At 45.1% G+C, this 24944-nt stretch carries 18 protein-coding genes and 1 tRNA gene; 8 read left to right on the top strand and 11 right to left on the bottom strand.

Annotated elements, in window-relative coordinates; genetic code table 11:
• Positions 1 to 15 precede the first annotated feature (15 nt).
• The 4 genes from ACYPWY_RS06500 to uxuA all read left to right on the top strand — a co-directional run bounded on the left by ACYPWY_RS06500 (position 16) and on the right by uxuA (position 3161).
• On the top strand, positions 16 to 870 hold the full coding sequence (locus ACYPWY_RS06500; protein ID WP_459684627.1) for a hypothetical protein: 855 nt from the start codon (positions 16 to 18) through the stop codon (positions 868 to 870).
• A 135-nt stretch (positions 871 to 1005) separates the two neighbouring features.
• Positions 1006 to 1079, top strand: a tRNA-Arg gene (locus ACYPWY_RS06495).
• Between the two features lie 100 nt (positions 1080 to 1179).
• Positions 1180 to 1995: an SDR family oxidoreductase gene (locus ACYPWY_RS06490; protein ID WP_459684626.1), complete on the top strand. Its 816-nt coding sequence runs from the start codon at positions 1180 to 1182 to the stop codon at positions 1993 to 1995.
• A gap of 2 nt (positions 1996 to 1997) precedes the next feature.
• Positions 1998 to 3161 carry a mannonate dehydratase gene (gene uxuA / locus ACYPWY_RS06485; protein ID WP_459684625.1) on the top strand — a complete coding sequence of 388 codons (1164 nt, stop codon included), beginning with the start codon at positions 1998 to 2000 and terminating at the stop codon, positions 3159 to 3161.
• Between the two features lie 52 nt (positions 3162 to 3213).
• Here the strand turns inward: uxuA and ACYPWY_RS06480 are convergent, their stop codons facing one another.
• The 4 genes from ACYPWY_RS06480 to ACYPWY_RS06465 form a co-directional block, all read right to left on the bottom strand.
• Complete coding sequence (locus ACYPWY_RS06480) at positions 3214 to 4002, bottom strand: DUF4249 domain-containing protein (RefSeq protein ID WP_459684624.1); 789 nt, start codon at positions 4000 to 4002, stop codon at positions 3214 to 3216.
• A gap of 33 nt (positions 4003 to 4035) precedes the next feature.
• The gene (locus tag ACYPWY_RS06475) at positions 4036 to 6384 is read right to left on the bottom strand and encodes a TonB-dependent receptor (RefSeq protein WP_459684623.1); all 2349 of its coding nucleotides are present in this window, start codon (positions 6382 to 6384) and stop codon (positions 4036 to 4038) included.
• A gap of 437 nt (positions 6385 to 6821) precedes the next feature.
• Positions 6822 to 7736, bottom strand: a complete 915-nt coding sequence (locus ACYPWY_RS06470; protein WP_459684694.1) for a cation diffusion facilitator family transporter — start codon at positions 7734 to 7736, stop codon at positions 6822 to 6824.
• A 209-nt stretch (positions 7737 to 7945) separates the two neighbouring features.
• Positions 7946 to 10501, bottom strand: a complete 2556-nt coding sequence (locus ACYPWY_RS06465) for a T9SS type A sorting domain-containing protein (RefSeq protein ID WP_459684622.1) — start codon at positions 10499 to 10501, stop codon at positions 7946 to 7948.
• Positions 10502 to 10604: 103 nt separating this feature from the next.
• Here ACYPWY_RS06465 and ACYPWY_RS06460 point away from each other — a divergent pair, with 103 nt between their 5' ends.
• Positions 10605 to 11390: a tetratricopeptide repeat protein gene (locus tag ACYPWY_RS06460; RefSeq protein WP_459684621.1), complete on the top strand. Its 786-nt coding sequence runs from the start codon at positions 10605 to 10607 to the stop codon at positions 11388 to 11390.
• 11 nt (positions 11391 to 11401) lie between these two features.
• Here ACYPWY_RS06460 and ACYPWY_RS06455 read toward each other — a convergent pair whose 3' ends face one another.
• The 5 genes from ACYPWY_RS06455 to ACYPWY_RS06435 form a co-directional block, all read right to left on the bottom strand.
• Positions 11402 to 11797 carry a hypothetical protein gene (locus ACYPWY_RS06455; protein WP_459684620.1) on the bottom strand — a complete coding sequence of 132 codons (396 nt, stop codon included), beginning with the start codon at positions 11795 to 11797 and terminating at the stop codon, positions 11402 to 11404.
• Positions 11794 to 12222 (bottom strand): structural protein P5, encoded by a 429-nt coding sequence (locus ACYPWY_RS06450; protein WP_459684619.1) that lies wholly within the window; start codon positions 12220 to 12222, stop codon positions 11794 to 11796. Before ACYPWY_RS06450 ends, ACYPWY_RS06455 begins: the two co-directional genes overlap by 4 nt.
• Positions 12206 to 12481 (bottom strand): hypothetical protein, encoded by a 276-nt coding sequence (locus ACYPWY_RS06445; protein ID WP_459684618.1) that lies wholly within the window; start codon positions 12479 to 12481, stop codon positions 12206 to 12208. The genes ACYPWY_RS06450 and ACYPWY_RS06445 overlap by 17 nt, the downstream gene beginning before the upstream one ends.
• A gap of 98 nt (positions 12482 to 12579) precedes the next feature.
• Complete coding sequence (locus ACYPWY_RS06440) at positions 12580 to 13695, bottom strand: hypothetical protein (protein WP_459684617.1); 1116 nt, start codon at positions 13693 to 13695, stop codon at positions 12580 to 12582.
• 280 nt (positions 13696 to 13975) lie between these two features.
• Positions 13976 to 15115: an ATP-binding protein gene (locus tag ACYPWY_RS06435; RefSeq protein WP_459684616.1), complete on the bottom strand. Its 1140-nt coding sequence runs from the start codon at positions 15113 to 15115 to the stop codon at positions 13976 to 13978.
• Positions 15116 to 15278: 163 nt separating this feature from the next.
• Here ACYPWY_RS06435 and ACYPWY_RS06430 point away from each other — a divergent pair, with 163 nt between their 5' ends.
• The 3 genes from ACYPWY_RS06430 (at position 15279) to lon (ending at position 22627) form a co-directional block, all read left to right on the top strand.
• Entirely contained in the window at positions 15279 to 16892 is a 1614-nt protein-coding gene (locus ACYPWY_RS06430; protein WP_459684615.1) for a hypothetical protein, read from the top strand.
• 42 nt (positions 16893 to 16934) lie between these two features.
• Complete coding sequence (locus tag ACYPWY_RS06425; protein WP_459684614.1) at positions 16935 to 19793, top strand: hypothetical protein; 2859 nt, start codon at positions 16935 to 16937, stop codon at positions 19791 to 19793.
• A 392-nt stretch (positions 19794 to 20185) separates the two neighbouring features.
• A complete protein-coding gene (gene lon, locus ACYPWY_RS06420; RefSeq protein ID WP_459684613.1) occupies positions 20186 to 22627 on the top strand; it encodes an endopeptidase La in 2442 nt (813 codons plus the stop codon).
• 276 nt (positions 22628 to 22903) lie between these two features.
• Here lon and ACYPWY_RS06415 read toward each other — a convergent pair whose 3' ends face one another.
• Together ACYPWY_RS06415 and ACYPWY_RS06410 are read right to left on the bottom strand one after the other, a co-directional pair.
• Positions 22904 to 24349 carry an ammonium transporter gene (locus tag ACYPWY_RS06415; RefSeq protein WP_459684612.1) on the bottom strand — a complete coding sequence of 482 codons (1446 nt, stop codon included), beginning with the start codon at positions 24347 to 24349 and terminating at the stop codon, positions 22904 to 22906.
• 54 nt (positions 24350 to 24403) lie between these two features.
• Positions 24404 to 24763 (bottom strand): P-II family nitrogen regulator, encoded by a 360-nt coding sequence (locus tag ACYPWY_RS06410; protein ID WP_459684611.1) that lies wholly within the window; start codon positions 24761 to 24763, stop codon positions 24404 to 24406.
• Positions 24764 to 24944: the final 181 nt, after the last annotated feature.

The following is a 24944-nucleotide window of genomic DNA, read 5'->3' as shown; positions in this document are numbered from 1 at the left end:
AAATCGTACACGACAATGGATTTTCAGCTATACCTCGCCATGCTTGCCATGCTTATCCCCGTCTTCACAGCCGGGACGTGCATGATACTGACGGCTTTCGCGCGCATGAACTGCCTGACGCGGCAGGAAAAGACGTTGAAAACCATTCTTGTCCTGTATCTGTCAATGACATTCCTTACATGGTTTACCATTTTCTGTTATTATATCTTTCCCTGTGCGTTTGTTGTCCTGAACATTCCCTGTCTGGCAGGCTTCATTTTAGCTCCGCTATTCTTTTACCGCGTAATCCGTTTCCTGACACGGCTGGAACAGGCGGAACAGTTTTCGCCGTGGCATTATCCGGTTCCTGCACTGATTGGAGCGGCATTCCTGTTATGGTCGCTGTTTGTCCCGTTTGAAGCGCAGGTGGAAATTGTGGCGAGCAGGAAATTAGTCGTAGCCGGGGAATATGAGGCTTATTCGCGGTTTTTTACAACAAAACCGCTACTGCGGATGCTTTTTGTATTTGTTTACTATGGCTTTATCGCCCGTCTGCTTGTCCGCTACTATCGCCGGACAAATGATGCGGACATTCCGGTGCGCAAGCCTGCACGCTGGATGGTGTACCTGATTGTCCTTTCGCTGGTTTCCGTGTTTTCCTCCGTCATATCCGCGCTCCTGCCGAGAAACGAGCAGGAAGTCGAAAAAGATGCATTATTTTTCACAGGGCAAACGCATGAAAAAAGTCCGAATAGGCTAAGGTTAAAAGCCTTTAATATCCCAGCCCAACGCAGCGCGTTGGGAAAAATAGCCAATACAATTTTGCGCCCTGAAAGGGGTAACATATCACTATGCTGGGCTTACAGCCCGACCACAGATGTCCGCCCTTAACCCAACGCGCTGCGTTGGGCTGGGTTATTAAAGGCTTTCAGCCTTAAAGATTTTCATGCGTTTGCCCTAATTATTTTCATTTTTCATTTTTCATTTTTCATTTATTTGTATATCTTTGCACTCGCAAAAAGGGACGGTCTCGTAGCTCAGCTGGATAGAGCAACAGCCTTCTAAGCTGTGGGTCTTGAGTTCGAATCTCAACGAGATCACTTTCTTATAATCAGGCGATTACGGTTAAACGTGGTCGCTTTTTTCTCATTTGCTTTTTAGTTTGCCATCTTATTTACAAACCATAAAAAATAGCATATTATGAACGAAATGTTTAGCATTGCCGGAAAAGTAGCCGTAATATCGGGCGCCGGTGGCGTATTAGGAGGCAGCATTGCCAAAAGTTTTGTACAGGCCGGAGCAAAAGTCGTAGCCATCGACATCCGTCAGGAAAACCTGGACAGCCGGGTGAAAGAACTCAGCGATATGGGAGGAGAAGTACTGGGCATAGTAGGTAATGTGCTTGATATAGAAAGCCTTGAGAATGTGGCGAAGAAAATAGTAGCCGAATGGGGACGCATCGACATTCTGCTGAACATAGCAGGCGGAAACCTGCCCGGAGCAACATTGGCGCCCGACCAGGAGTTTTTCGACATGAAAATAAGCGATTGGGAAAAAGTTACCAACCTCAACCTGAACGGAACGGTATATCCCAGCATGGTTTTCGGCAAAGTGATGTCGAAGCAGAAAAGCGGATGTATTATTAATGTGTCGTCCATGGCGGCTTATTCGGCTATCACCCGCGTGCCGGGCTATTCGGTGGCAAAAACCGGAATCAGCAATTTCACACAGTGGCTGGCTACCGAAATGGCCTTGAAATATGGCGACGGTATTCGCGTAAATGCCATTGCCCCCGGATTTTTTATCGGCGACCAAAACCGCGCTGTCCTTATTAACCCCGATGGTTCGCTGACCGAAAGAAGCGTAAAAGTACTGGCCAAAACACCCATGAAACGCTTTGGCGATATTTCGGAACTAAACGGAGCAGTACAATTTTTGTGCAGTGAGGCTGCCGGATTTATTACGGGCGTAGTGTTGCCTGTGGATGGCGGTTTCAGCGCATTTAGCGGCGTATAACTATGGAAAAAACATGGAGATGGTTTGGCAGGAAGGACAAAATAACCCTGCCGATGCTACGACAAATTGGCGTAGAAGGCATTGTTACGGCCCTGCACGATATACCCAATGGCGAAGTGTGGCCCTTGGAAGCCATTCTGGACTTGAAAAAATACATCGAAGAGGCGGGTTTACGCTGGTCGGTGGTGGAGAGCCTGCCGGTGAGCGAAGCTATAAAATACGGCGGCGAAAACCGCGAACAATTGATTGCCAACTACATCGAGAGTTTGGCGAATTTGGGAAAGGCCGACATAAGAACCGTGTGCTATAATTTTATGCCCGTTATCGACTGGATACGCACCGACCTCGATTTTAAATGGGATGACGGTACCTCCTCCCTTTTCTTCGACAGGCTGAAATTTATCTATTTCGATTGTTTTATTCTGAAACGGAAAGACGCCGAAAAAGATTACACCGCCGAAGAACTGAAAAAGGTGTATGAACTGGATAAAACCATTACCAAAGAGGAAAAGGATGCGCTGGTTGACACCATTATTGTAAAGACGCAAGGATTTATAAACGGAAATATTAAAGACGGCGATAAAAATCCGGTGGCCATTTTCAACAAGCTGCTGGCGTTGTACGACGGCATCGACCGCGATACATTGCGCGAAAACCTCCGGTATTTCCTCAGTCGCATTATGCCTGTCTGCGAGCAATATGGGCTGAGTATGTGTATTCATCCCGACGACCCGCCCTACCAGATGCTGGGATTGCCGCGTATTGTTACCAGCGCTGAAGACATAGAATGGATTCTGAAAGCGGTTGATAACCAACATAATGGCCTGACATTCTGCGCCGGATCGCTCAGCTCGGGCATACAGAACGATGTACCCGGGTTGGCACGAAAATTCGCCAGGCGCACCCACTTTGTTCACCTGCGCAGTACCACCATTCTACCGGACGGCAATTTTATCGAAGCCCCCCACCTCGAAGGTCGCGGGCATTTGGTTGAACTGGTGCGCATATTTGAAAAGATCAACCCGCAACTACCCATGCGCGTAGATCACGGACGCTTGATGCTGGACGACGCCGAAAAAGGATACAACCCCGGCTATTCGTTCTACGGACGCATGTATGCTTTGGCACAGATTGACGGGGTGATGGCTGCGGTAAAAGCCCCCTGAATCCCCCGTGGGGGGACTTCTAAAGCCTCCCCTACGGGAAGGTTGGAGGGGCTTACCACTCCGCCATTACCGAGGTTTGATAAAACGAGTAGGCGCTGAAGTAGCCTAATGCGCCGCCTTCGATGTTGCTTATGGGGTTTGCCTGGCTCATTCCCATCCGGGCTAATGAGCGGAAGAATTTGTGCGCCCCTTCATCTATAAACTGCACTTCTATAAAGATTTTATCGCCCTGTTCTATCTTCTTTTTGTCGTTGTACTCTTCGTCGTAGGGCAATATGCGGCTAATCATTTTCCCGTCCCTGTCCTCATCCGACGAGACATCTACTCCCGGCATCTTCTTCCCGTTTATATGAAAAATATACCGGTAATAGTTGTCAATTCCCTTGGGGTCGATGAAATGAACGGTTGGAAAAGCTTCCCCAAAGGCAGGTACATAAAACATGCTTACAGAGTCGATTGGCACCGCGTAGGGCATGGTGGATGTTGCCGTGTATGCTTTGCCGTCCAGTTCTACCCGCAGGTGATAAGTACGCCCCTCCACGCCGGTAATTACCTCCGATTCGTACAATCCCGAGGGCTTTAAACTCAATATATCGGTGTTACCGGCATCGTCCGATAGGGTAACTATTGCACCCGTTACCGGCGAATAGCTGTTATCGCTAAAAAAGTCCTTGGTTTTGGTCAGACTTACCTTTGCCAGCGAATCGAAAGGAATCGTTCCTTCAATTGTCAGATGGGATTCTACCGACCTTAAATCCAACTCAATTTCCTTTTTGCAGGAAGAGAACAGCATTAAAGCGGCGAATAAAATGAGCGTGTATATGGCTGAAAATGTTTTCATAAGTTCTATATATATTAATGTATTTATCTCTGATTACCTGAATTTGAAGTTCCACGATATGGACGGCACAAAGCGAAATAGCGAATACTGATAGGCCGTTATTTGCGAAGGATTGTCCTTCTTCGAATCGAAATTGATGGCGTATGGATTCTCTCGTCCGTAGGCATTGTAGAGGCTGAACGACAGTTCCGAATAATAGTTCTTCCGTTTTTTCAGTATGCAGGTCGCGCCCAGATCGAGGCGGTGATAGTCCGGCGCACGGTAACCGTTTCGCTCTTTGTAGTACGGGTATTCCTGACCGGCGTAAACGACTTTTCCACTGGGATAGGTGATGGCATTCCCCGTATAATAGACCCACGAGGCCGATAATGTCCACTTGGGGCTTAGTTCGTAAATCCCGACAATCGAAATGTCGTGCGTGCGGTCTTGCACAGCCGGATACCAGTCGTTATTGTTTATGCCGTTGATTTTCTTTTCCGAGCGGGCAAGCGTATAGCCTATCCAGCCGGTGAGTTTGCCTGTTTTTTTCTTCAGCAGAAATTCCAGACCGTAAGCGCGTCCGTTTCCGAACAGCAATTCGGTTTCTATGCCCTCATTCCGGGCTATATCGGCATGGTCTTTAAAATCAATCTGGTTCCGCATATCCTTGTAGTACCCTTCGACGCTGAATTCGTATTCGTTATCGGAAAAGTTCCGGAAATAGCCCAAGGTTATCTGGTCGGCTATTTGCGGCTTTATATTGTTGTTGCTGGATGTCCACCTGTCCATAGGCCCCATCATAAACGAATTGGAAATCAGGTGCATATTTTGTGTCGTCCGTCCGTAAGCCGCTTTCAGGGAGGATACTTCATTCAGTTTGTACATCACCGAGAGGCGAGGTTCTACATTGAAGTAGGTCTTTACAAATTCGCCCGAATTGTAGGAAAGCGTATCCGTTATTTCGTGTTCGTTGTTGAGGGTATAGAAATCGCCTTTGCCCAGCGCCGAGAAAGCCGAGAGCCGAACGCCATAGATAAGTTCCAGTTTATCAGATAATTTCAGCGTATTGGAGGCATATATCCCGTTTTCCCACGAAAAGCGGTGTTGCAACGATTTGAGATTCCACTTGGCCGTATCGGAGTCATTCTTTCCGGGCGATATATCGTGGTAAGTCGTGCTGTATCCGAAACGCCAGGTATTGTTGGAACTGTGGAAATACTGAAATTCCTGCTTCCACACATAATCGTCAATTTCCGCCGAAAGCTTGATATTCATACCCATATCCACATCCACATCATACGAATATTGGTTGTAGATGAGCGAAGAGTTCATAAACATCTTGGGGTTAAGGATTCGGTTCCAGCGCAAGGCCAGGGCGGTATTTCCCCAATCGGTAGCAAGCGCCTTGTTCACCGCCATTTTATCCCGTCCCAGATAACCCGAAAAGAACAATTTATCTTTTTCCGACACAACCCAGTTCAGTTTCAGATTCAGGTCGTAGAAATAGAGTGTGGCGTTCTGAGCGTCATCAGCTCCCGACAAACGCGCAATCATGTCGGCATAAGTCCGTCTTCCGGTTAGCAGAAAGGAGGATTTATTTTTCGCAATCGGCCCTTCGATACCTAAATTCGATGAGATAAGACCTATCCCTCCGCCAAACTGATAGTTTTGGTTATCGCCATCCCGCATCTGCACATCCAACACCGAAGCCAGGCGGTCGCCATACTGCGCGGGCATAGCGCCCTTATATAAAGTGGCATCTTTAACGGCATCCGAGTTGAATGTCGAGAAAAAGCCCATCAGGTGCGAGGCGTTGTACAGCGGTGCATTGTCCAGCAATATGGCATTCTGATCGGCGCTCCCTCCACGTACAAACATGCCGCTACTGCCATCGCCGGTCGATTTCACCCCGGGCAACAACTGGAAGGCCTTGATGACATCACGCTCCCCCATCAATACGGGCAACTTATTTATTTCCTGAATGCTTATCTTTTCGACGCCGGTTTGCACGCTCGAAACATTTTCGTCCGATTTCCGGCTCACGACCACCACTTCTTCCAAGCCAACAGACATGGGCTTCAATAAGATTGTTTGTGTGAGGTTTTTGTCCAAACTTATTTTCAGCTCCTTGTATTCATAGCCCAGATACGACACCGACAATGTGTATTCTCCTTTGGGAAGCGAGATGGAATAAAATCCGTGCTCGTTACTGGCTATTCCTTTCCCCGAAAAGCCTTTTACGCCGACGGGCACTCCTATTAAAGTTTCGTTTGTCTCGGCATCCTTCACTATTCCGCCAATCGTGAATTGCTGGACGCGTTGCGCCGAAAGCGTAAACACGGATAGAAAGCCCAGAAAAATCAGGGCAAATGTTATTCTTAATACCATACTATTAATGTACATAAATTTAGTCGTTTTTATTTGATTAGTCAGATACCGTATCTAAGGTCTAAGACGGATGAAAAGAGATATTATTTCAATAAACTGTTTTTATTTTGATAACCTTAACAAAGGTATCCCGCTATTTTGCGTTATACAACAAATATTCGTTCAAAAATAAATTTATTCCCGAAAAAAGGCTTGTTTTTGACGATGCAAGCTAAGACCCTGTGTTTAGTCCCGCATGGGACAGCGCTTGGTACAGCATCCAAGTGTCGCCGTGTGGGTTGTCTTTTCCGTAAGCTAAAGCACAATGTCATTAAGTTAAGAAAATGAGGTAATGAGGTAAGAATCTGTTGTTGTCTCTATTTGCAACTGAGGTTGTTTAACACAAGGGCAATTTTTTTCATAATACAGCTGGTTAAATTCGTGGTATTGACAGGGCTAAATATTACAAAATCTTATATCATATCTTTATCCAATCCAAATCGTTCGACGGTATGGCATTTTCCTTTAGGTTCGACATGCACCACTATATCGTACACATTTTCTACCGATTTCTTGATGCTTTCTTCTACCTTGTCTGCAATATCGTGCGCTTGATTCAGCGTCATCTCGCCATCTACTTCTATATCAAGGGCTATCATGTGCATACTGCCTATTTGGCGCGAACGCACCCGATGCGGATTGCATGCTTCGGGAATGAGGTCGATGGCATCGAATATCTTTTTGTAAACGGAGGTGTCTGCCACGCCATCCATCAGTTCAACGTTCGAGTCCATGAAGATGCCGATGGAGGACCTGATGATAAACAAGCTTATAAACAAACCGGCAAAGGAGTCCAAAATAGGAAGCCCCAACCCGAAGGTGAAAGCCAATCCGACCAGTACGCCCGCAGAGATAATTACATCGTTGCGCATGTTTTTAGCATTGGCTACCAGCATCGAACTGTTCACTCGCCTGCCCTGCCTGTATTGGTACAAAGCCAGCGCCAGTTTCACGACTATCGAAATGATGGTAACGTATATGGCCAGGTGTCCGGGCATGGACTTTTTTTCGTCCGAAAAAATGCTCTCGATAGAGGATGTGAACATTTGTATGCCGGCGTAGAAGATAACGAACGACAACATTTTGGTAGCAATGCTTTCGGCTTTTTTGTATCCAAAAACATATTTTTGGTCGGGTGGACGGCTCATTATCCGTGCCGTATAAAGCATGACCAGCGAAATGATAACATCCGTTGCCGAATCTATCCCATCGCCTATAACAGCCAAACTACCGGCCAGCAGTCCGGCCACAATTTTAGTTACCGACAGCAATGCGTTACCAACGATACTTATCCACGAGGTATAGAGTAAGGTCTTTTTTCTCGAAATATCTTCGTCTGTCAACTGTTCTTTCATAATCTTATTTGCGCGAAAGTAATAACTTTTCTTAAACTATTTCTCTTGAAGAGTGTTAATTTGCGATTTGTTCCCGTTATTTTTCATTCTTCTCTTTTCCGAATAGCCCTAAAAGACAAAGAGCATCCGTTTTTCGGGGAATGCTCTTTGCTATGTATATGCCTGAAAATAAAGCAATATTACTATTTCACAAGAATCTTGTACGAATCAGTTTTTCCGTTGTACTGAACTTTGACAATGTAGATACCAGCCGGTAAATCCACGTTCATTTCATCCGATACATAGTTGTATCTTCTCAGGCCTTGTCCCATTATGTTATAGATAGAAACAACGGCATTGGATGGGTATCCGTTAACAATCAGCTGACCGTTAGCCACATACACCTTGCCTGCGTTTTCAACCGAGCTACTGCTTATAGCATCAATAATGGTAGTGCCATCGTCTATAAGGAAATCATCGAAGTAGGCTGCCAATGCGCCTGCTCCTGCTTTTTCGTAGCCAATAACAATGTTGGTGATGGTGTCGCCCAATAAAACGCCCTCTCCAAATTCACACACAAAATGTTCCCATCCTGCGCCAGCGGTTCCGTGTCCTGCACCGGGCTGCATACTTTCGCCTGCGGTAGTTGTGTATCCGTTATCGCGCAGGTTTTTACCGGTTTTGGTCTTAATATCAACAAACGCATAACGACCGTTTTCGTCCACCGTATTTTTCCAGAACGAAAGTCGCATATTGGGTATAATGGGTATTTTTGTTTCCGATATTCTGTAATAATATTTGGTTGTTTTGTCTGCGGTGATGGTGGTTGTACCCGATATTCGGGCCAGATAGGCGCCACTTCGCGCCTCGGTATTTTGTTGTATTGAGGGCGCTGTTATACCGGCGCTATTCACATTCGATTCAATTCCCGCACTCTTAAAGCATGGATCCACTTTAAAGGTCCCTGTGTTTTGAGCCACTTTGGGGTCTCCGGTATAGTTATAGGGGGTGGTCATACTCTCGAAACTGTTGCGGTAATAAACAGGGCCTTCGGAATGAGGAACGGGCACGCCGGGTGTTACGGGGCGTATTCCTTTCAGCATGTCGATAGCGGCTCCTGCCGTACGCAAGATGAAATCGGACGATAGCCAGTAGCCATCGGCGCTGGTGGTCATAAAATACTGGTCGGTAGGAATCATGCTCCAGTCGGTGGCAGCTTTCATAATAGCTGTGCCTTCGTCATATTCATCAAACATGGCAAAATACATGCTTTCTACGCCAAGCGCCTTGATGTTTTTTGCCTGATTCCACAAAAACTCTCCTGCATTTCGCGGTGCATCGTTCGGATTACCCGGGTTCCATTGCGACCAGGCAAATCCCGGGAAAATCACCGGCATGTAATCAACACCCTGGGCATCGCAAAGTGTTTTGTCGGGCTTCATATTATTGTTGAAGCGGCTATTTGCTCCCGCGTTGTCTTTAAAACGGCCTACCAACCAAGGCGATAGCATGTCGAATTTCAGGTAAGCTTCCGCATAACCCGGCTTGGAGTCCCCTGTCAGGGTTCTCCAATCGGTAGGAACTCCACCTATCACGTAGCAGCCTCTGGCTTGTAGAAAGTTGACCAGTTCGATGGTTTGTTCGGCATTACCCGGGCGTCCGGTGAATCCGGGTCCCCACAATTGTACCACCGGTTTGTTGCCTACTTTGGCATAAGCCGGCGATTGTATAAGGTCGTTATTGCGTTCTACATTATATACCCAGTCGAACTTCACTACTTCGGCCCAAGTATCTTCTTTTCCGCCCGAAATGTCGTAGCAAATATAAAATATGCGGTTGTTAGCTTCGGCAGCTCGTTTTATCCGGTTAGAAGGAGATTGGTTGGAATTAACGATTGATGTGCTTATCGAACTCAAAAACCGTTGAACGGCCACACCATCAATACCGGTTTCTCTCATCCATTTGAAATGAGTATTGATAACGCCTTCGTTTGCCGAGTTGAACAATTTGGCCGGTTGACCATTCCCCAAATTGGCAAATGCTGTTTGGGCCAGGTCGGCATCATCGTATTCCGTTACATCGGGATATATTTCAAAGTTTACTTTTTTCGATTTCGGAGGTGTTCCCGGCGACCAATGTACCCAACCCGAAGTGGCGTTTCCTGTTGCAAACCACACTTGGTATCCGGCAACCGATTTACCTTTAAATTCGGAAAAGGCGCTCGCCGTAACCGGAATGGCAGGCTCGCTATTGGGGTCTAAAGTTCCTTTGGTTATTGTTATTTCGCGTATGTAGCAAGTTGCGCTGACACGGAAATCGGCGCCATTATTCTGCGCATTTCGGAAAGAGGCATCGGTTAGAGCCATGGTAGCTGTAACCCAGGTGTTTGTTCCTGTCTTCTTCACCGTTTGGTCTTTGTAGTTGACACTAGCCGTAGCATTGTATTGAAGTTTCAGATTGTCGGAACCTTCGTCAAAGTAAGTGATGTTTATAAGCAGGTTGTTGTCGGTTGACAAAACAGCCGCGTCAGCAACCTTGATATAGGCATATTTGCCACTCGGAACCAAGATGCAACTTTGTCCGCCTTTGGTTGTTTTTTCGGTATAATTCTCGTTGTAAGTACTGCTTGAAGTCGAAAGCTCCATATTGGTGGCAACAGTAGGGTCGGTAAAGACGATGGTAGCAACAGGCTCAGCCGCCTTCAAGGTTGCCATGCTGCAAAACAGCAAGGATAAAAAAATTGAAGTAATTGTTTTCATGATGAATTTAGTTTTGTTTATTTAGCTCCACAAAGATAATCATTTTTTCTTATTTCAGTTATTTATCTTATTTTTGACGAATATGTATATGAAAATAATTTGTATGAGCTTTTTTACTTTACTATTTACCTCGTGTAGCGCTTTAAAGGATTCCTTGAGCATGTTTAGCCTTGTAATAATCTTTGGATTGCTTATTTTTTTGTCGTCGGCCATGTTTTTTTATGTGGCGAGAAAAAAGAAGAAAGCGAACAATAACCTGGCTTCTTTTTCGGCAGACGTACACAATTTGCTGGCCCGCATCAAAAGTCCGTCCGATAAAATAGCCGCATTGAAGCAACTGATTGAACGGATTGAGAATGACGAGGCCTACAATAAAACTCCCGCATGGAAAGAGAAGGTACTGTCGAAAGTGTATGAACACCTGTCGGCTGTGTATTACGGCATTGGCGAGGAAAGTGGTGTAATAGAGGCTTGTACACAGGTTATTGCCCTTGATTCGGGCAACGGAATGGCTTACTACAATCGCGGTTCGATGTACAACAACCAAGCGGCATACGAAAAAGCCTTGGCCGATTTCAACGAAGCGGCAGAATTGATGCCCGATAATGCCGGTGTTTACAACAACAGAGGGGTGGCTCAGGATAATTTGGGGATGTACGACGAGGCCCTGTCCGACTTCGATTATGCAATTAGCTTGGAAGCCTCGGCCATCACTTATTATAACAGGGCCAACCTGCATTATGAGCAGAAAAGATTCGCGGAAGCAAAACAAGATTACACGAGCTACCTCGAACTTGATCCCAGCGATTCGCTCGGTTTTAAAAGAGATGTGGAGATTGCTTTGCAGCTTATAGAAAAAAAGTTACAAGCCGAAAAACCAGAGCTGTAACTCTCACTAATCTAATGAATTATTTTTGCCTTGAATAACTTATAGCCAATAGTTCCGGCAAAAAGCAGGCAGGCAATTCCTCCGCACCACATCAAAAAATTTTGCCAGCCGGTTGGCTTATTAACCTCTCTCAGCACTTCGACCGGGTACGGCGCTTGTATCGAATCGCGTATAAATACCGAATCGCGCAATAATCTGTCTCTGTAAACGGTTTTGTACTTCTCGAAATAAACCGTATCGTTCTTCATTTTTATCAGCGCCGAATCGTGCAGATAAACCGAGTCTCGCCGGTAGTTATTCGTGTATTCCGTTCTTTGCGATTCGATGGGGATGTAGTGGATTGGAGGTTTGCAGGAAGCCAGCAAGATTGTGGCGCAAATGGTACAGATTCTTTTTTCATGCTTCATTGCTTTCTGATTTTTGATTGCAATCTAAACCCATCCTCAATATCTATCATCATTGCCGGAAGACCGTTTTCGACTTGGGACATGGCGGCAACTATTTTAATGTAATCATCCCCGGCGCAATCGGTCAAAACCTTGTCTTTTGGCAATCCCGAATAGTTGACAATGGCGTTGATATAGGCTTGAGTGTTGTTTTCGACTGGGGGCGCCCAAGCGCTTATTATTTTTTCAATGGTGTCCAGCCCTCTTTTCCGGTAGGTATCGAGGCTCACGAACATGGCACGGTATCCGTAGGCGATATTGGTGAATTGCTTGAATGCCGCATCCTGAGATGGACTGATTTCGCCCTGAAATCGGTCCTTGTTTATCCGTATATTGCCCGGATTGTTGTTTCGTAATCCGCGGGACAGGTTATTTTGCTTTCTCATCTTCTTTGTACTTTTTGGTTATGGTTTTAACGTTTTCGAGTTTTCGATTCAATTCCTCCACCTCGTAACGCAACTGGGCATTTTCGTTGCGGAGTTTAACAATTTCTTCCATCAACAACTTATTCTTTTCGGCTAACAAGTCGATAGACGATTGGAGATCATCCAAGAAGTCGTTTTTTTGTTTTTTACGTCCATATAGCCAACCGGTTATAGCCGTCAGCAAGGGGACGATGTAGTTTATGACGCTTTCGATATTCATAGTTTTTTTAGTTAAGCCACCTCCCCCCAATCCCCTCCTACTGAGGGGGCTATCAGAGCCTCCCCAGTAGGGGGAGGTTGGAGGGGGTGGTTATTTGATTATTCCCAATTTTCCGAAATCAGCCAGATGCCGTTTTCATTCCATTCACCATCTTTCAGTACCCATTCCACATTTTCTTGGTTGACAATGTTGATGGTCGCAGTTTCGTGTGTTACCAGGTTTTGAAATACAAAATTGGCAATGCCCTGTTCGTCGGTTTTGCTGAAAACGACCTGATTCCTTCCGGCCTTACCGCTGGATGGAGAACAAACGGCAATATTGGTTGATTGTGTGAGCTGCCACTCGTGAAGGCTGGTAAGCGTAACGGCCAAATTATCTTCTACCGAAAAAACCAGCTGAGAGTTGTCGATGTATATCGAATTGGGGAAATGGGGCGCGCATTGTGCCGGATTGTAGGTGATAATGGAGATTCCCTTCAGGTTTTTGGCATCGTAGCCGTACTCACCTTCTATTTCATAGCTGTCGGAATCGGGATTTTGCGTGCCTTCGAGCAGGTGTATCGCTTGTCGGCGTCCCGATTCGATGCATAATTTTCCATCTGTATCTATACCTTGTCCGTCTTTTGTTTCCTTCAGTACAAAACCAGCCAGTTGGTATCCGGTTTGATTTCCGTTCTGCAACTGGCAGCAAACAGCATCGGTGAACACAGGCCTGTAAACATAAGGCATTACTCGTTTCCGAATGTCCTGAATTTCAAACAAAGGATAGATGGAGTTTTTAACAATGGAAACAGCATAGCCCGAAGCTTCGCCCATCTGCCCCGTTTGTTGGGTAAACGATATGGATGCTCCCCCATCGGAACCGAAAGCAAAGAACCGGCCTTGTGGCGTACGGAATGCAACGAGGTATTTGTTGTTACCGGCTATCAACAACTTATTCAGGCTGTTTGCTTTGAGAGGATAGACAAAGCTGTTTAGTTTTTGCCGGAATACATTGTCGGAATAATCTTCCGTAAAAGCAGATTCGTTGACAGTTTCCAACTCCATAAACGGCGATGAGGCAACAATACTTTCAACAATGCCCTGTTCGGACGAATTGCTGTTGGCAAATTTGTAGGCGCTAAAGTTGCTTATATCCAGCAACCAAATATGGGTAATGCCTCCCACATTGTATCCGGCTGCCGATTTAATATTGTTCGCAAGTGTGTAATTCATTTCTCTTTTTCGGATAGATAAAAAAGGGCTCGCCAACCTCTCCACAGCATAGTCGGCTAAGGCTATACTCTCCACAGGGGGCAGGTTATTCAATGCTTAGAGCTTAACAATTAATGCAATACTAGAGAAAAGTTGCGTTTTATTTGCCAATTTGATAATTCCCCCCATTTTATCTATCAAATAAATTCTTTTTTAATAAAAATATGATGGAATATTATTTGAAAAACAACATTGCCGATGTAATCGTTCCGCAACAGCTTACATTGGCCGGAAATCCTGCTCATATAATTTCTCCGTTCCACAATTTCTTCAAAAAAAACTCGATGGGCATCACTTCTATGCTACTGCTTAAACGAGGCACAGGGTCTAATGAGACTATGATAAGCCGCGCTTGCGGATGTTCTTCGGCAAACGTCTTTAAGCCTTTCAGGCGCCGGGACTGCACTTCGCCGATCGATTTTATTTCGATAGCGACACGGGCATCGCCCAGAATAGCATCCACCTCAACACCTCCGCTTGTTCGCCAATAAGACAAACTGTCCTCGCTGTCGGAATAACCGATGTAAGCAATCAATTCTTGTATGACAAAATGTTCAAAGGCGTGTCCGAAATCAGCAGAGCCGGGTAACAAGCTTTTCCTGTTCAGTAAATAGTTCACAACACCCACATCAAAGTAATAAAAACGGGGAGCTTGTATCAAGCGGCGTTTGACCGTTTTTCTGAATGCCGGAATCATATAGCCAATCATCGTGTCTTCGAGAATGGAAAAATATTCTTTAATCGTGATAGCGCTTACCCCACAATCGGTTGCAATATTTTGATAATTAACCATTTCACCATTTGTCAATGCTGCTGCTTGTAAAAAGCGATTAAACGAGCCTAAATTGCGCACCAGGGCTTCGGCTTTAATTTCTTCCTGTAAGTATATTCCAACATAAGCCTGTAACCGTTTCCATGCATTCTCGATGAGATAATGTCGGGGCAACATACCATTATTTATCGCGCGAATCAAATTAAAATTGGGGACTTCAGCGCTGACTAAGGGATAAAAAACATTTCGTAGAGCCCGCCCGCCAAGCGTATTTGCTCCTGTACGTTTCAATTTCCGAGCGCTTGAACCACTCAATACAAATCGCAGGTTTTTGTTTACCATCAGCCACTGTACTTCATCCAACAATTGGGGTATTTTCTGAATTTCATCAATGATAATCATTTCATTTTCTACACAACCCATCAATTCCTCGCGTAAAAGTTCCGGATGACGATTTAGCCGTTCAAATACATCTGCTTTCAGTAAATCGTAATAACGAAGGTTTGGGAAAAGTTGATTTAAAAATGTAGTTTTTCCTGTTTGACGTGCCCCGAATAAGAAAATACTTTCATTTTCAGCATCTTTCATTCTAAAATATCGAATAATCATATAGCTATACTTTGGATTATCTTGTAAATCTAAATATTAACTTTGTAAAAGTAGTGGATTTTTTTGGATATACAAATTATTTTCACCCTATTCATGTTGCTTGGATGGATCATTTTAAATTCCCCCCATTTTATCTATCAAATAAATTCTTTTTAATAAAAACATGATGGAATATTATTTGAAAAACAACATTGCCGATGTAATCGTTCCGCAACAGCTTACATTGGCCGGAAATCCTGCCTTTGCAGAGTTTCGCAACAAAGCTGGTGCAGTCGGGCAGCCTGTCGAATTTACGCTTATTGTGCGCAAGTATAGCGAGGGAGACGACATGCCCGTGTTCAAGATTACCGAGATAAGGACAAAGCAAAGCTATCGCTTGGAGGGTACGGCTAACAAACAGGATGTCAACAAATTTCTGTTTTATGTGGATACGGAAAATCCCGATCCGGTGATTTTGGCCGAGAATATCCGCGATTGCCTGATGAAACGCCCGTTTTTCAGAAATAATTTTGAATTGCTTATCCCTTTTGTGAGTCCGGTAAATGATGAAAGCCGCATCGAATTTCGCTCGAAAGGATGTGGGGCGCGATTCACATTTAGTTTCGAGTTGCAATCGGATAGTCCGGTGATTGACTTTGAGGGCGACCCTGCCGATTCGGAAAATCCCGATACGATAGCCGGAGATGCCGGTAATTGCCTGATTGAACTCGACATTTATACCGATACGGGCATCTTCTTGGGAGAGAATGATTTACCAGCTGACCCGAATAGAGGAAAATACCTCGCATCGCTTACCAAATCTTACTTTGATAAACGTATCTGGTTCAATCTGAATGCCTTGCTAAGCCACAGGATGGCTTATTCTGCCGCTTTTCTCCACACAACGGACTGGTGCGATACGGGCACTATTTGCGACTACCGCTTTATCGCCAAACGCAAAAACGAGCTCAATAGCGAACGGTTTTATTGCTCGCCGGTAATGTACATCGTTAATGGCTACGACTATACGCTGAATGATGCTGGAATGAATGATTTTGTTTTCGATGTAATGAATCCCCATACCATAAAACCCCTGACCAATCGTCCTGCAACAACTCACACAAAGGGGCAGAAACAGTATTTCAACTTTATATTGAAGGATGGCTTGCACAGCCTTGATATAACAATGACCGAATCAAACATCGGATTATTGTACAAATTCTACACGCAATCGGGAGAATATACCGGCGAAAAAGTGGCTCACGAGAAAAACCAACGCGGTTTTAACGTGGTGAATACTATCGGGATGGCTTTGGATGAGTTGGTTGCAGAGCAGGAAGATGGAAGCGAAAAGAAAGTGGGAAGGGTGGAAGTATTTCTGTGTTGCAAGGGCATTGAGGTGTCCGAAGCCATCGTATTTAACCTGTTACCCGGCTATTTGCATACGGTGAATGATTTTGCCTTTCTTAATCGTCTCGGTGGTTGGGACAGCTTCAATTTTGGCGGAACAGCTTCCTTTGAATTTAAAACGGTTGCCGATACTATCCATCAAACCCTCCTGCCCGGATTCAGCGTTTCCGACCGGATTGAAAGCGTGGAGCAACGTTTTGTTGAAGAGCAAAAAGTGGCGAGAACATGGCCCGTTAATCGCCAGACAATTGAGTGGTTACGCGAACTAAGCGCATCGAAGGCAGTCTATGAATTGAAAACGAAGCGCTATGTAATTGTTGATGAATTTACGCTGAAATACAATTCAAAAGACGAGCTTTTTCAGGCCGAAATGAAGTACCGGTATTAGTTATGAATTGAGAATTAAACCTGAAACTTTAAACTTAAAAAAATGACAACTATTGAACTTTATATAGATGGGCGCCTTTGCGACATTAAGGAGCCAGAAAAACTGGGAATCAGGCTCAATCGCGTGCTGATAAACCCTGCGGAATTGAATACCAAGGATGCTCAATACAGTTATTCGGTATCGCTGCCGTCCACGCCTTTGAATGACATTTTATTCGGATACAGCAATGTGGAGGAGGTGAAGGACAAATTCAACACCGATTATCCGGCTACGCTGATTGTCAATAGCGTGCCGATTTTTGACGGGCGTTTTCGCCTGAGCGAAATTACATCCGGCGCCTACAAAGGAAACCTGATTGTTCCGGCGCAGAAAACGATTAAGGAGATATTCGGCGATAAAAAGATGACCGAAACAGGAAACGGAGAGGAATGGAACATCAATTTCATCGACATGGTTTCGGGGATTAATCAAATGAACACCGATGCAGGTGTGCCCGATTGCATTTTTCCGTTTGTACTGTACGGATTATTGCCAAAGCTTCCCGAAAACGAGGAGGGCGATAATTACACTTATACAGCGAAGAATAGCTGGGACGAATATGTCCGCTTGGGCATAGAAAATTTTCCGCCATCCATCAACTGTTTGCAGACAATAAGGCAGTTGTTCGGGAAAAACGGCTACCAGATAAAAGGCAATGCTTTTGAAGATGAACGCCTCATCAATTTATACATGTCGTACCAGAATCCCTCCGATTACCGGCAGGAATGGAATTGGGGACACTTGGGGAAAATAGCCCTGAGCGGTAAGTGGGACAACCGGAAGCCGAAAACGAACGGAAGTCAGAATTACGATTACGAAAAATTCGGCTATGTGAACGATGATGCAGGCCTGTGGCGGCAATATGGCGTCAACTTGTTCGGTTGCTCCATGTTGCAAGACCTCCAAATTGACGATAAGGGAACAAATGTTCTTTACAACAACACCACCGAAAACCTGAAGCAAGAAGGAGAAACAGCCGATCGCAAGCATGTTCACATCACCGTTCCTTATTCGGGATTGTATAAAATAGAGCTGAGCGCCAGCCTCGAATTGCAAATGGATGCGCCCGGTCATCCTATTTTGCCGAAAACAGCAAGCGATGCCGATACCGGACTGGTTTTTATCAGCGGCGAAAACAGCAGTTATTTTGGCAGTCCCATAAAAGCCAACAACTTTAGCAACTCGCGCTACGAACTGAAGCTGCTGCGCGATTTTGGCGATGGCGATTTCGGCTTGACCGAGCTGAAAGCCGATGGCGATTTGTATGAGAAAAATCTGCCCCAGAACAGGAAAAGTTCCACCGTCTTCTATTTTCCCTTTCCCGATACCGAATGTGTGCAAATGATAGACCCTGTGCAGAACGAAAAACTGGTTTGCGGTTTCCGTTGGGGTGATTTGGGCGATACACAGGACGGCGTTTTTTACAATAGCGACCGGAGCGCCCGCAATCCCCTGGAATATTTTTCTCCCTCGGACGAGTATGCTTTCAGCCGCATCATGGCTATAAAAAACGGTTGGAGCTGGGATAAATCGTATGCGCAGAAAAACAAAGTGTTTTCGGCCATACACAATCCGCAGGGTTATGCCAAACTCCGAAAAATAGAAGAAGACGTTGAGGCAGAGGAGTATGAAATAGATTTCAATGGTTATTTGCTCTCAACTACCGGCAAATTCAGAATGGTTGTGGACGAAGGAAGCTCGAGTTATAAGGAGAACGAAATAAGCAATACCCTCAATGCTGCCGGCATAAAGGACGCAAAAGGAAGCGGACATTTGTCGCAGGTTGTTTGGCTCGAAAAGGGCGAACACCTGACCTTGGTTGCCGTGAGTGATGCCGCTTATGCAAACGGGAAAAAAGGGTGGATGGATCAGCACATTGAGTTCGATTTGCAGATAGAACCCTTCAAGAAATCGACCGATTGGATCAAGGCCGATAGCGATGGCAACGGCACAGCGGCCATGGATTGGAACAGCCCCTCGGATTTTAAGACAGAAACAATAGACCTGTTCAAATTCCTGCCATCGGAGGTAAAAACGGACGAATGGCTCAATAGTTTTTGCAAAGCTTTCAATCTGAAACTGACACAACCTTCCGGCAATTTATTCGAGCTGAATATTGTACAAACCATGCAGCGCGCCGTCAATTCGGTGTTGGATATTTCCGGCAAGGCCAGTGTATTGCATCGCAGCAATCTGCCGCTGGAACTGCCTTCCGCCTTTGAATTGGGTTTTAAGATAAACAAGGATGAACAGGGATATATATCTGACAATGAGGACGGAGGCGGACGTTTTGAAACAGCTGCGATAGCAGGAAAGCCACTGAGCCAATCGTCGGGATTTTCGTACAATTGGTATGCCAGCCTGTTGAAAGACGGAACAGCTCACCGGTTTCCCATCATTACAAATAAGGAAATATGGGACACCGAAAAGAACGACTATGCCGAGATGATGAAAAAGAGCTATACAAACTATTCGCAACGCTTTTGGTACCGCACCGGCAACCAAAGCTGCATCGGGGCGTTGTGGGACAATCTGGGCGATGCCTGCGTTACGGAGGACAGGAAAAATGCATTGTATCTGCCCATATTGGCGAATACATTTGATGACGGACACGAAAAACTGCAGCTGAGTTATAAAAATCAACCGGATACCTTGTTGCAATCGTTTTTTAACATCATTGCAACAAACGACAGCAACTACACCGAGGTGGAATGCTACCTGTTGCCGGAAGAATATGAACGAATGGACGGCAGTACATTGATACGCTTCAACGACGACCTGTATTATGTGGCATCCGTGGACGGTTACGACCCGCTCAACCGAAACAAGGCCAAGTTGAGGTTGATCAGGAAAGTGGAATGATAGAGGAAATACATAAGAAATAAAAGCCTCATTATCATGATTATAAAACTAAAAAGAGCTACTTTTGCGAGTAGCTCTTTTAGTTTTATTATAGTAGCTTTTCTTCTTTTGGATTAGAGCCATATTCGCTGGTTCCCTGATAGGGCAAATGAAAAAAGTTCACCGATAACACCCCGTATCTAGTCCCATGCGGGACTAGATCAGGTTTACCCTGTATGAAATTTGCAGGGCAAAAACAGCTTATTTAAGCCAAAATGACAACATAGAAGCAAATGGCATAGATTTTGTAATCTTAATATCAATAATAAAGTACGCCAAGCGCTGAGGGCATAAAAAAATGCTTAAATTTGCAGGCTTTTTGAAAGCCGACAAAAAAACCGAGGAATAAGAATATGTTTTACAATAATAAGAGAAGAGATTTTCAGGAGATTATGAACGACGACTCGCAGCCGGTTATATCCATTATAACAGGCGATATTGACGATCAGGATTGTTCTGTTGACGAACAAGAGTTGTACGACGAAATCCCTATTTTGGCATTGCGCAATACGGTCATATTTCCGGGCACAAGTTTACCCATAGCTGTTGCCCGCAAAAAATCGCTGAATGCCATCAAATCGTTGAAAAACAGGAAGTCGTTGATTGGCTTGGTTTGCCAGAAAGACGCCAACACAGAAGACCCCGGTCTGAAAGAACTGTACGAAGTTGGCGTTATCGGCGAAGTACTGCGCGTAATTGAGCTTTCGGATGATGAAAATGTTACGGTAATTTTTCAGGGGAAGAAGCGTTTCCGCCTGAATCAGATAACAAAGTCAAGACCCTACTTGAAAGGGACTTACACTATTATCGAGGAGAAAAAAGCCTTGCTTGATGACAAGGAATACATGGCCTTGCTCGATTCTATCCGCGATATGACCATCCAGATGATGCGCATGTTTGGCGAACCTCCACGCGAGCTGTTGATGAAACTCAACTCGAAGGAGAACCTGTCGATGCTTGTCAATTTTTGCTGCACCAACTTGCCGGTACAAATCAGCGAAAAGCAGGATTTACTCAACCTCGACGACGAAAAAGACCGCGCCTACCGCCTGTTGATGATACTCAACCGCGAAACCCAAGTGATGGAAATGAAAATGAACATCCAGATGAAAACCCGCGAAGAGCTGAATCAACAACAAAAAGAATATTTCCTTCAACAACAGATTAAGGCCATTCAGGACGAACTGGGAGGTAATCCGCAGGAAGCTGATGTTGAAGAGTTTAAGATACGCGCCAGCAAGAAAAAGTGGAGCGCCGAAGTGGCAGAGGCAGTAGATAAGGAAATCAGGAAACTGGAACGCTTGCATCCGCAGTCGCCCGATTATTCTACCCAGTTCAGCTACCTGCAAACCATACTTGATTTGCCATGGAACGAATATACAAAAGACAACTTCAACCTGAAACATGCCCGGAAAGTACTCGACCGCGACCATTTCGGCTTGGAAAAAGTAAAGGAACGCATCATCGAACACTTGGCGGTACTGAAGTTGAAAGGTGATTTAAAATCGCCGATTATTTGCCTCTACGGCCCTCCCGGCGTTGGTAAAACTTCGCTGGGTAAATCAATTGCCGAGGCCTTGAACCGCAAATATGTACGCGTTTCGCTGGGCGGATTGCACGACGAATCGGAAATACGCGGGCATCGCCGTACCTACATTGGCGCCATGCCGGGGCGTATTATCCAGAATATGCTGAAAGCAGGTTCATCGAATCCGGTGTTTGTGCTGGACGAAATAGATAAAACAGGGAACGATTTTCACGGCGATCCGGCTTCGGCATTGCTCGAAGTGCTCGACCCTGAACAAAACGGAGCATTCCACGATAATTACCTGAATATTGATTACGATTTGTCGAAAGTGATGTTTATCGCCACGGCCAATAACATCTCGACCATATCGCAGCCTTTGCTCGACCGAATGGAAATGATTGACATCGGCGGTTATATCATGGAAGAAAAAATAGAAATCGCCCGTCATCACCTTGTCCCCAAGCAATTGGACGTTCATGGATTGACAAAAAACGATCTTGAACTTCCGAAGAAGACGCTCGAAAAAATAATAGAAAATTATACCCGCGAATCGGGAGTGCGGTCGCTGGATAAGGAAATAGCCAAAATTATGCGCAAAATAGCCTTGAAAGTGGCTACAAAAGAGGATTATCCGAAGACGCTTGAAGTGGAACATCTGCCGGATTACCTGGGCGAAGCGCGATTCAGCCGGGACGAATACCAAGGCAACGAATATGCCGGCGTAGTTACAGGTTTGGCCTGGACATCAGTCGGCGGCGAGATACTGTTCGTGGAATCGTCGTTGAGCAAAGGCAAAGGCGGGAAACTCACCCTGACCGGAAACCTTGGCGATGTGATGAAAGAATCGGCTATGCTGGCGCTGGAATATATCCGTTCGCATAACAACCTGCTGGGCATTGCCGACGATGTATTCGACACATGGAATGTGCATCTGCACGTTCCCGAGGGAGCAATCCCGAAAGACGGCCCATCGGCGGGTATAACCATGGCTACCTCATTGGCATCGGCGTTCACACAACGCAAGGTGCGCGCCAATCTGGCCATGACCGGCGAAATTACCCTTCGCGGCAAAGTGCTGCCGGTAGGTGGTATTCGCGAAAAGATTCTGGCCGCCAAACGCGCCGGAATAAAAGACATTATCCTCTGCAAAGACAACCGGAAAGATATTCGCGAAATAAAAGAAGAATACCTGAAAGGACTGACATTTCACTACGTTTCGGATATTAGCGAAGTATGGGATATTGCTTTGCTGAACGAGAAAGTTTAAGGTTTAAATTGATACAACATAGGGGCGAAATATCTTTCGCCCTTATTTTTTTAACCCAATTCGCACCAATGAGGCTGTCTTATAAGCCTTATTTCCGAACTTGTCATTGCGGGCTCCGACCCGCAATCTCCTGACAATCATTGCACGTTTACTCAGGAGATCCGTGTCAAGCACGGGATGACAGACTTTTGAGACAACGCCCCTACGTTAAAACAGAAAAGCGAGTTGTATCACACAACCCGCTTTCCCAAAATTTAAGATCAGAAATATTGACGATTACTCATCTTCACCATAAGCAATTTCGCCATGCTGTGATATGTCAAGTCCGATGGACTCTTCTTCTTTCGTTACTCTCATACCGACAATCTTATCCACAATTTTGAACAGGATAAATGTCAGTACGCCACTATATACTACTGCTGCAAGGTTTACAAAAACTTGTATGCCCAATTGGCTCCAGTCTCCGTAAAGAGCTCCCTGCTGACCGTCGGCGCCGGTTACAAACTGAGTGGCAAAAACCCCTGTTAATACAGCTCCGATAAATCCGCCTATACCATGAACCCCGAAAGCATCAAGCGAATCATCGTATTTGAGTTTTGGTTTTACATAAGCTACCATGATGAAACAGATACATCCCGAAGCCAGCCCGATAAAGAATGCGCCCATCGCATCAACTGTTCCTGCTGCCGGCGTAATAGCTACAAGACCGGCTACGGCGCCTGTACAAATACCCACAACGGTTGGTTTTTTGTTGATGATCCATTCCAAAGCCGTCCATGTTACGGCGGCAACTACTGTTGCAAAGTGCGTTACAAGGAATGCGTTAGCTGCAAGTCCGTCAGCGGCCAATCCGCTACCGGCATTGAATCCGAACCAACCTAACCAAAGTAATGCAGTACCGATAACAACAAACGGTATGTTGTGCGGAGTGATAGGATGCCCTGTTGTAAGATAACCTTTACGACGGCCTAACAATATAGCCATCACTAAAGCCGATACCCCTGCATTGATGTGCACAACCGTACCTCCGGCAAAATCAATAGCGCCCATATCTGCCATCCAGCCGCCGCCCCAAACCCAATGCGCCATTGGATTGTAAACGAGAAGCGCCCAAAGAACAGAGAAAATAAGGAAGCCCGAGAATTTGATACGTTCGGCAAATGCACCGATAATCAAGGCGGGAGTAATAACGGCAAACATACATTGGAACAATACGAAGATAAGTTCGGGTATGTCTCCTGCGGTAAGCGAATCAAGTGTTATTCCGTGAAGGAAAATCTTGTCGAATCCACCGATGAACTCTCCCAGGATGCTACCTCCTGCTCCGGCTTCGTCAGGCATAAAGCCCGTTCCGAATACCCAACTGTATCCAACTGTAATCCATTCGATGCTGATGACTGCCGTCAGTATAAGACACTGCATCATAATGCTCAGGATATTTTTACGGCGAACCAAACCGCCATAGAAAAGAGCTAAACCGGGGATGGTCATCATCAACACCAATATGGTAGCGACAATAATCCATGCTGTATTTCCCGAGTTCAATGTTGCTTCTGCTACCACTTCTTCTTCGGCTGCTGCGGTGCATTCCGTAGCTGCTGCGGTACATTCCGCTACAACCTCGGTTGCTGCTGCCAGTGTATCTGCATCTTGTGCAAATGTAAACGCCGGACTGAATAACAATCCCAATACGACTATATATTTAATTAAAGTTGTTTTCATTTTTATTATAAATAGCTTGTTATTTGATAGTGTTGATTAATAATCTGTACAATTTTATTTACTTTCTTCGTCTTTGTTATAGAGCGATTCATCTCCATGATCACCTGTCCGGATACGAACCGACTGCTCAATGCTCGAAATGAATATCCGTCCATCGCCACTTTCGCCGGTATATGCCGATTTAAGAATGGCGTCGATTGATTTCTGTACATTTATTTCCCTTACTACAAATGTGATGTACATACGGTCAATGGCATTAACATCGTATGCGATACCCCTGAATATCAGGCCTTGTTTGGCATCTCCCTGTCCTTTTACATCCCACCACGACAAAAAATCAATGTCTGCTTCGTGTAATGCTTTGCGAACCTCCTGAAATTTAGCTTTGCGAACAATTGCTTCTACTTTTTTCATATTTACTGAATCTTAATAGTTTATAATAGGTTTTTAATTACTTTCCGTCTAATTGTGAAGAAGTTGAACTAATTAATTTTGTTGTATTTTTTAAAAGAAGCTGTCTTGAATTTTTTGTTTTTGAAAATTGTCAACAATCATTCAAAACAGCTTCGATATTATTATTTATTCTATGGAAAAA

This window comes from Viscerimonas tarda, from assembly GCF_054601255.1.
The sequence above is the reverse complement of the archived record's forward strand: the minus strand, read 5'-3'. Positions and strand labels throughout refer to the sequence as shown.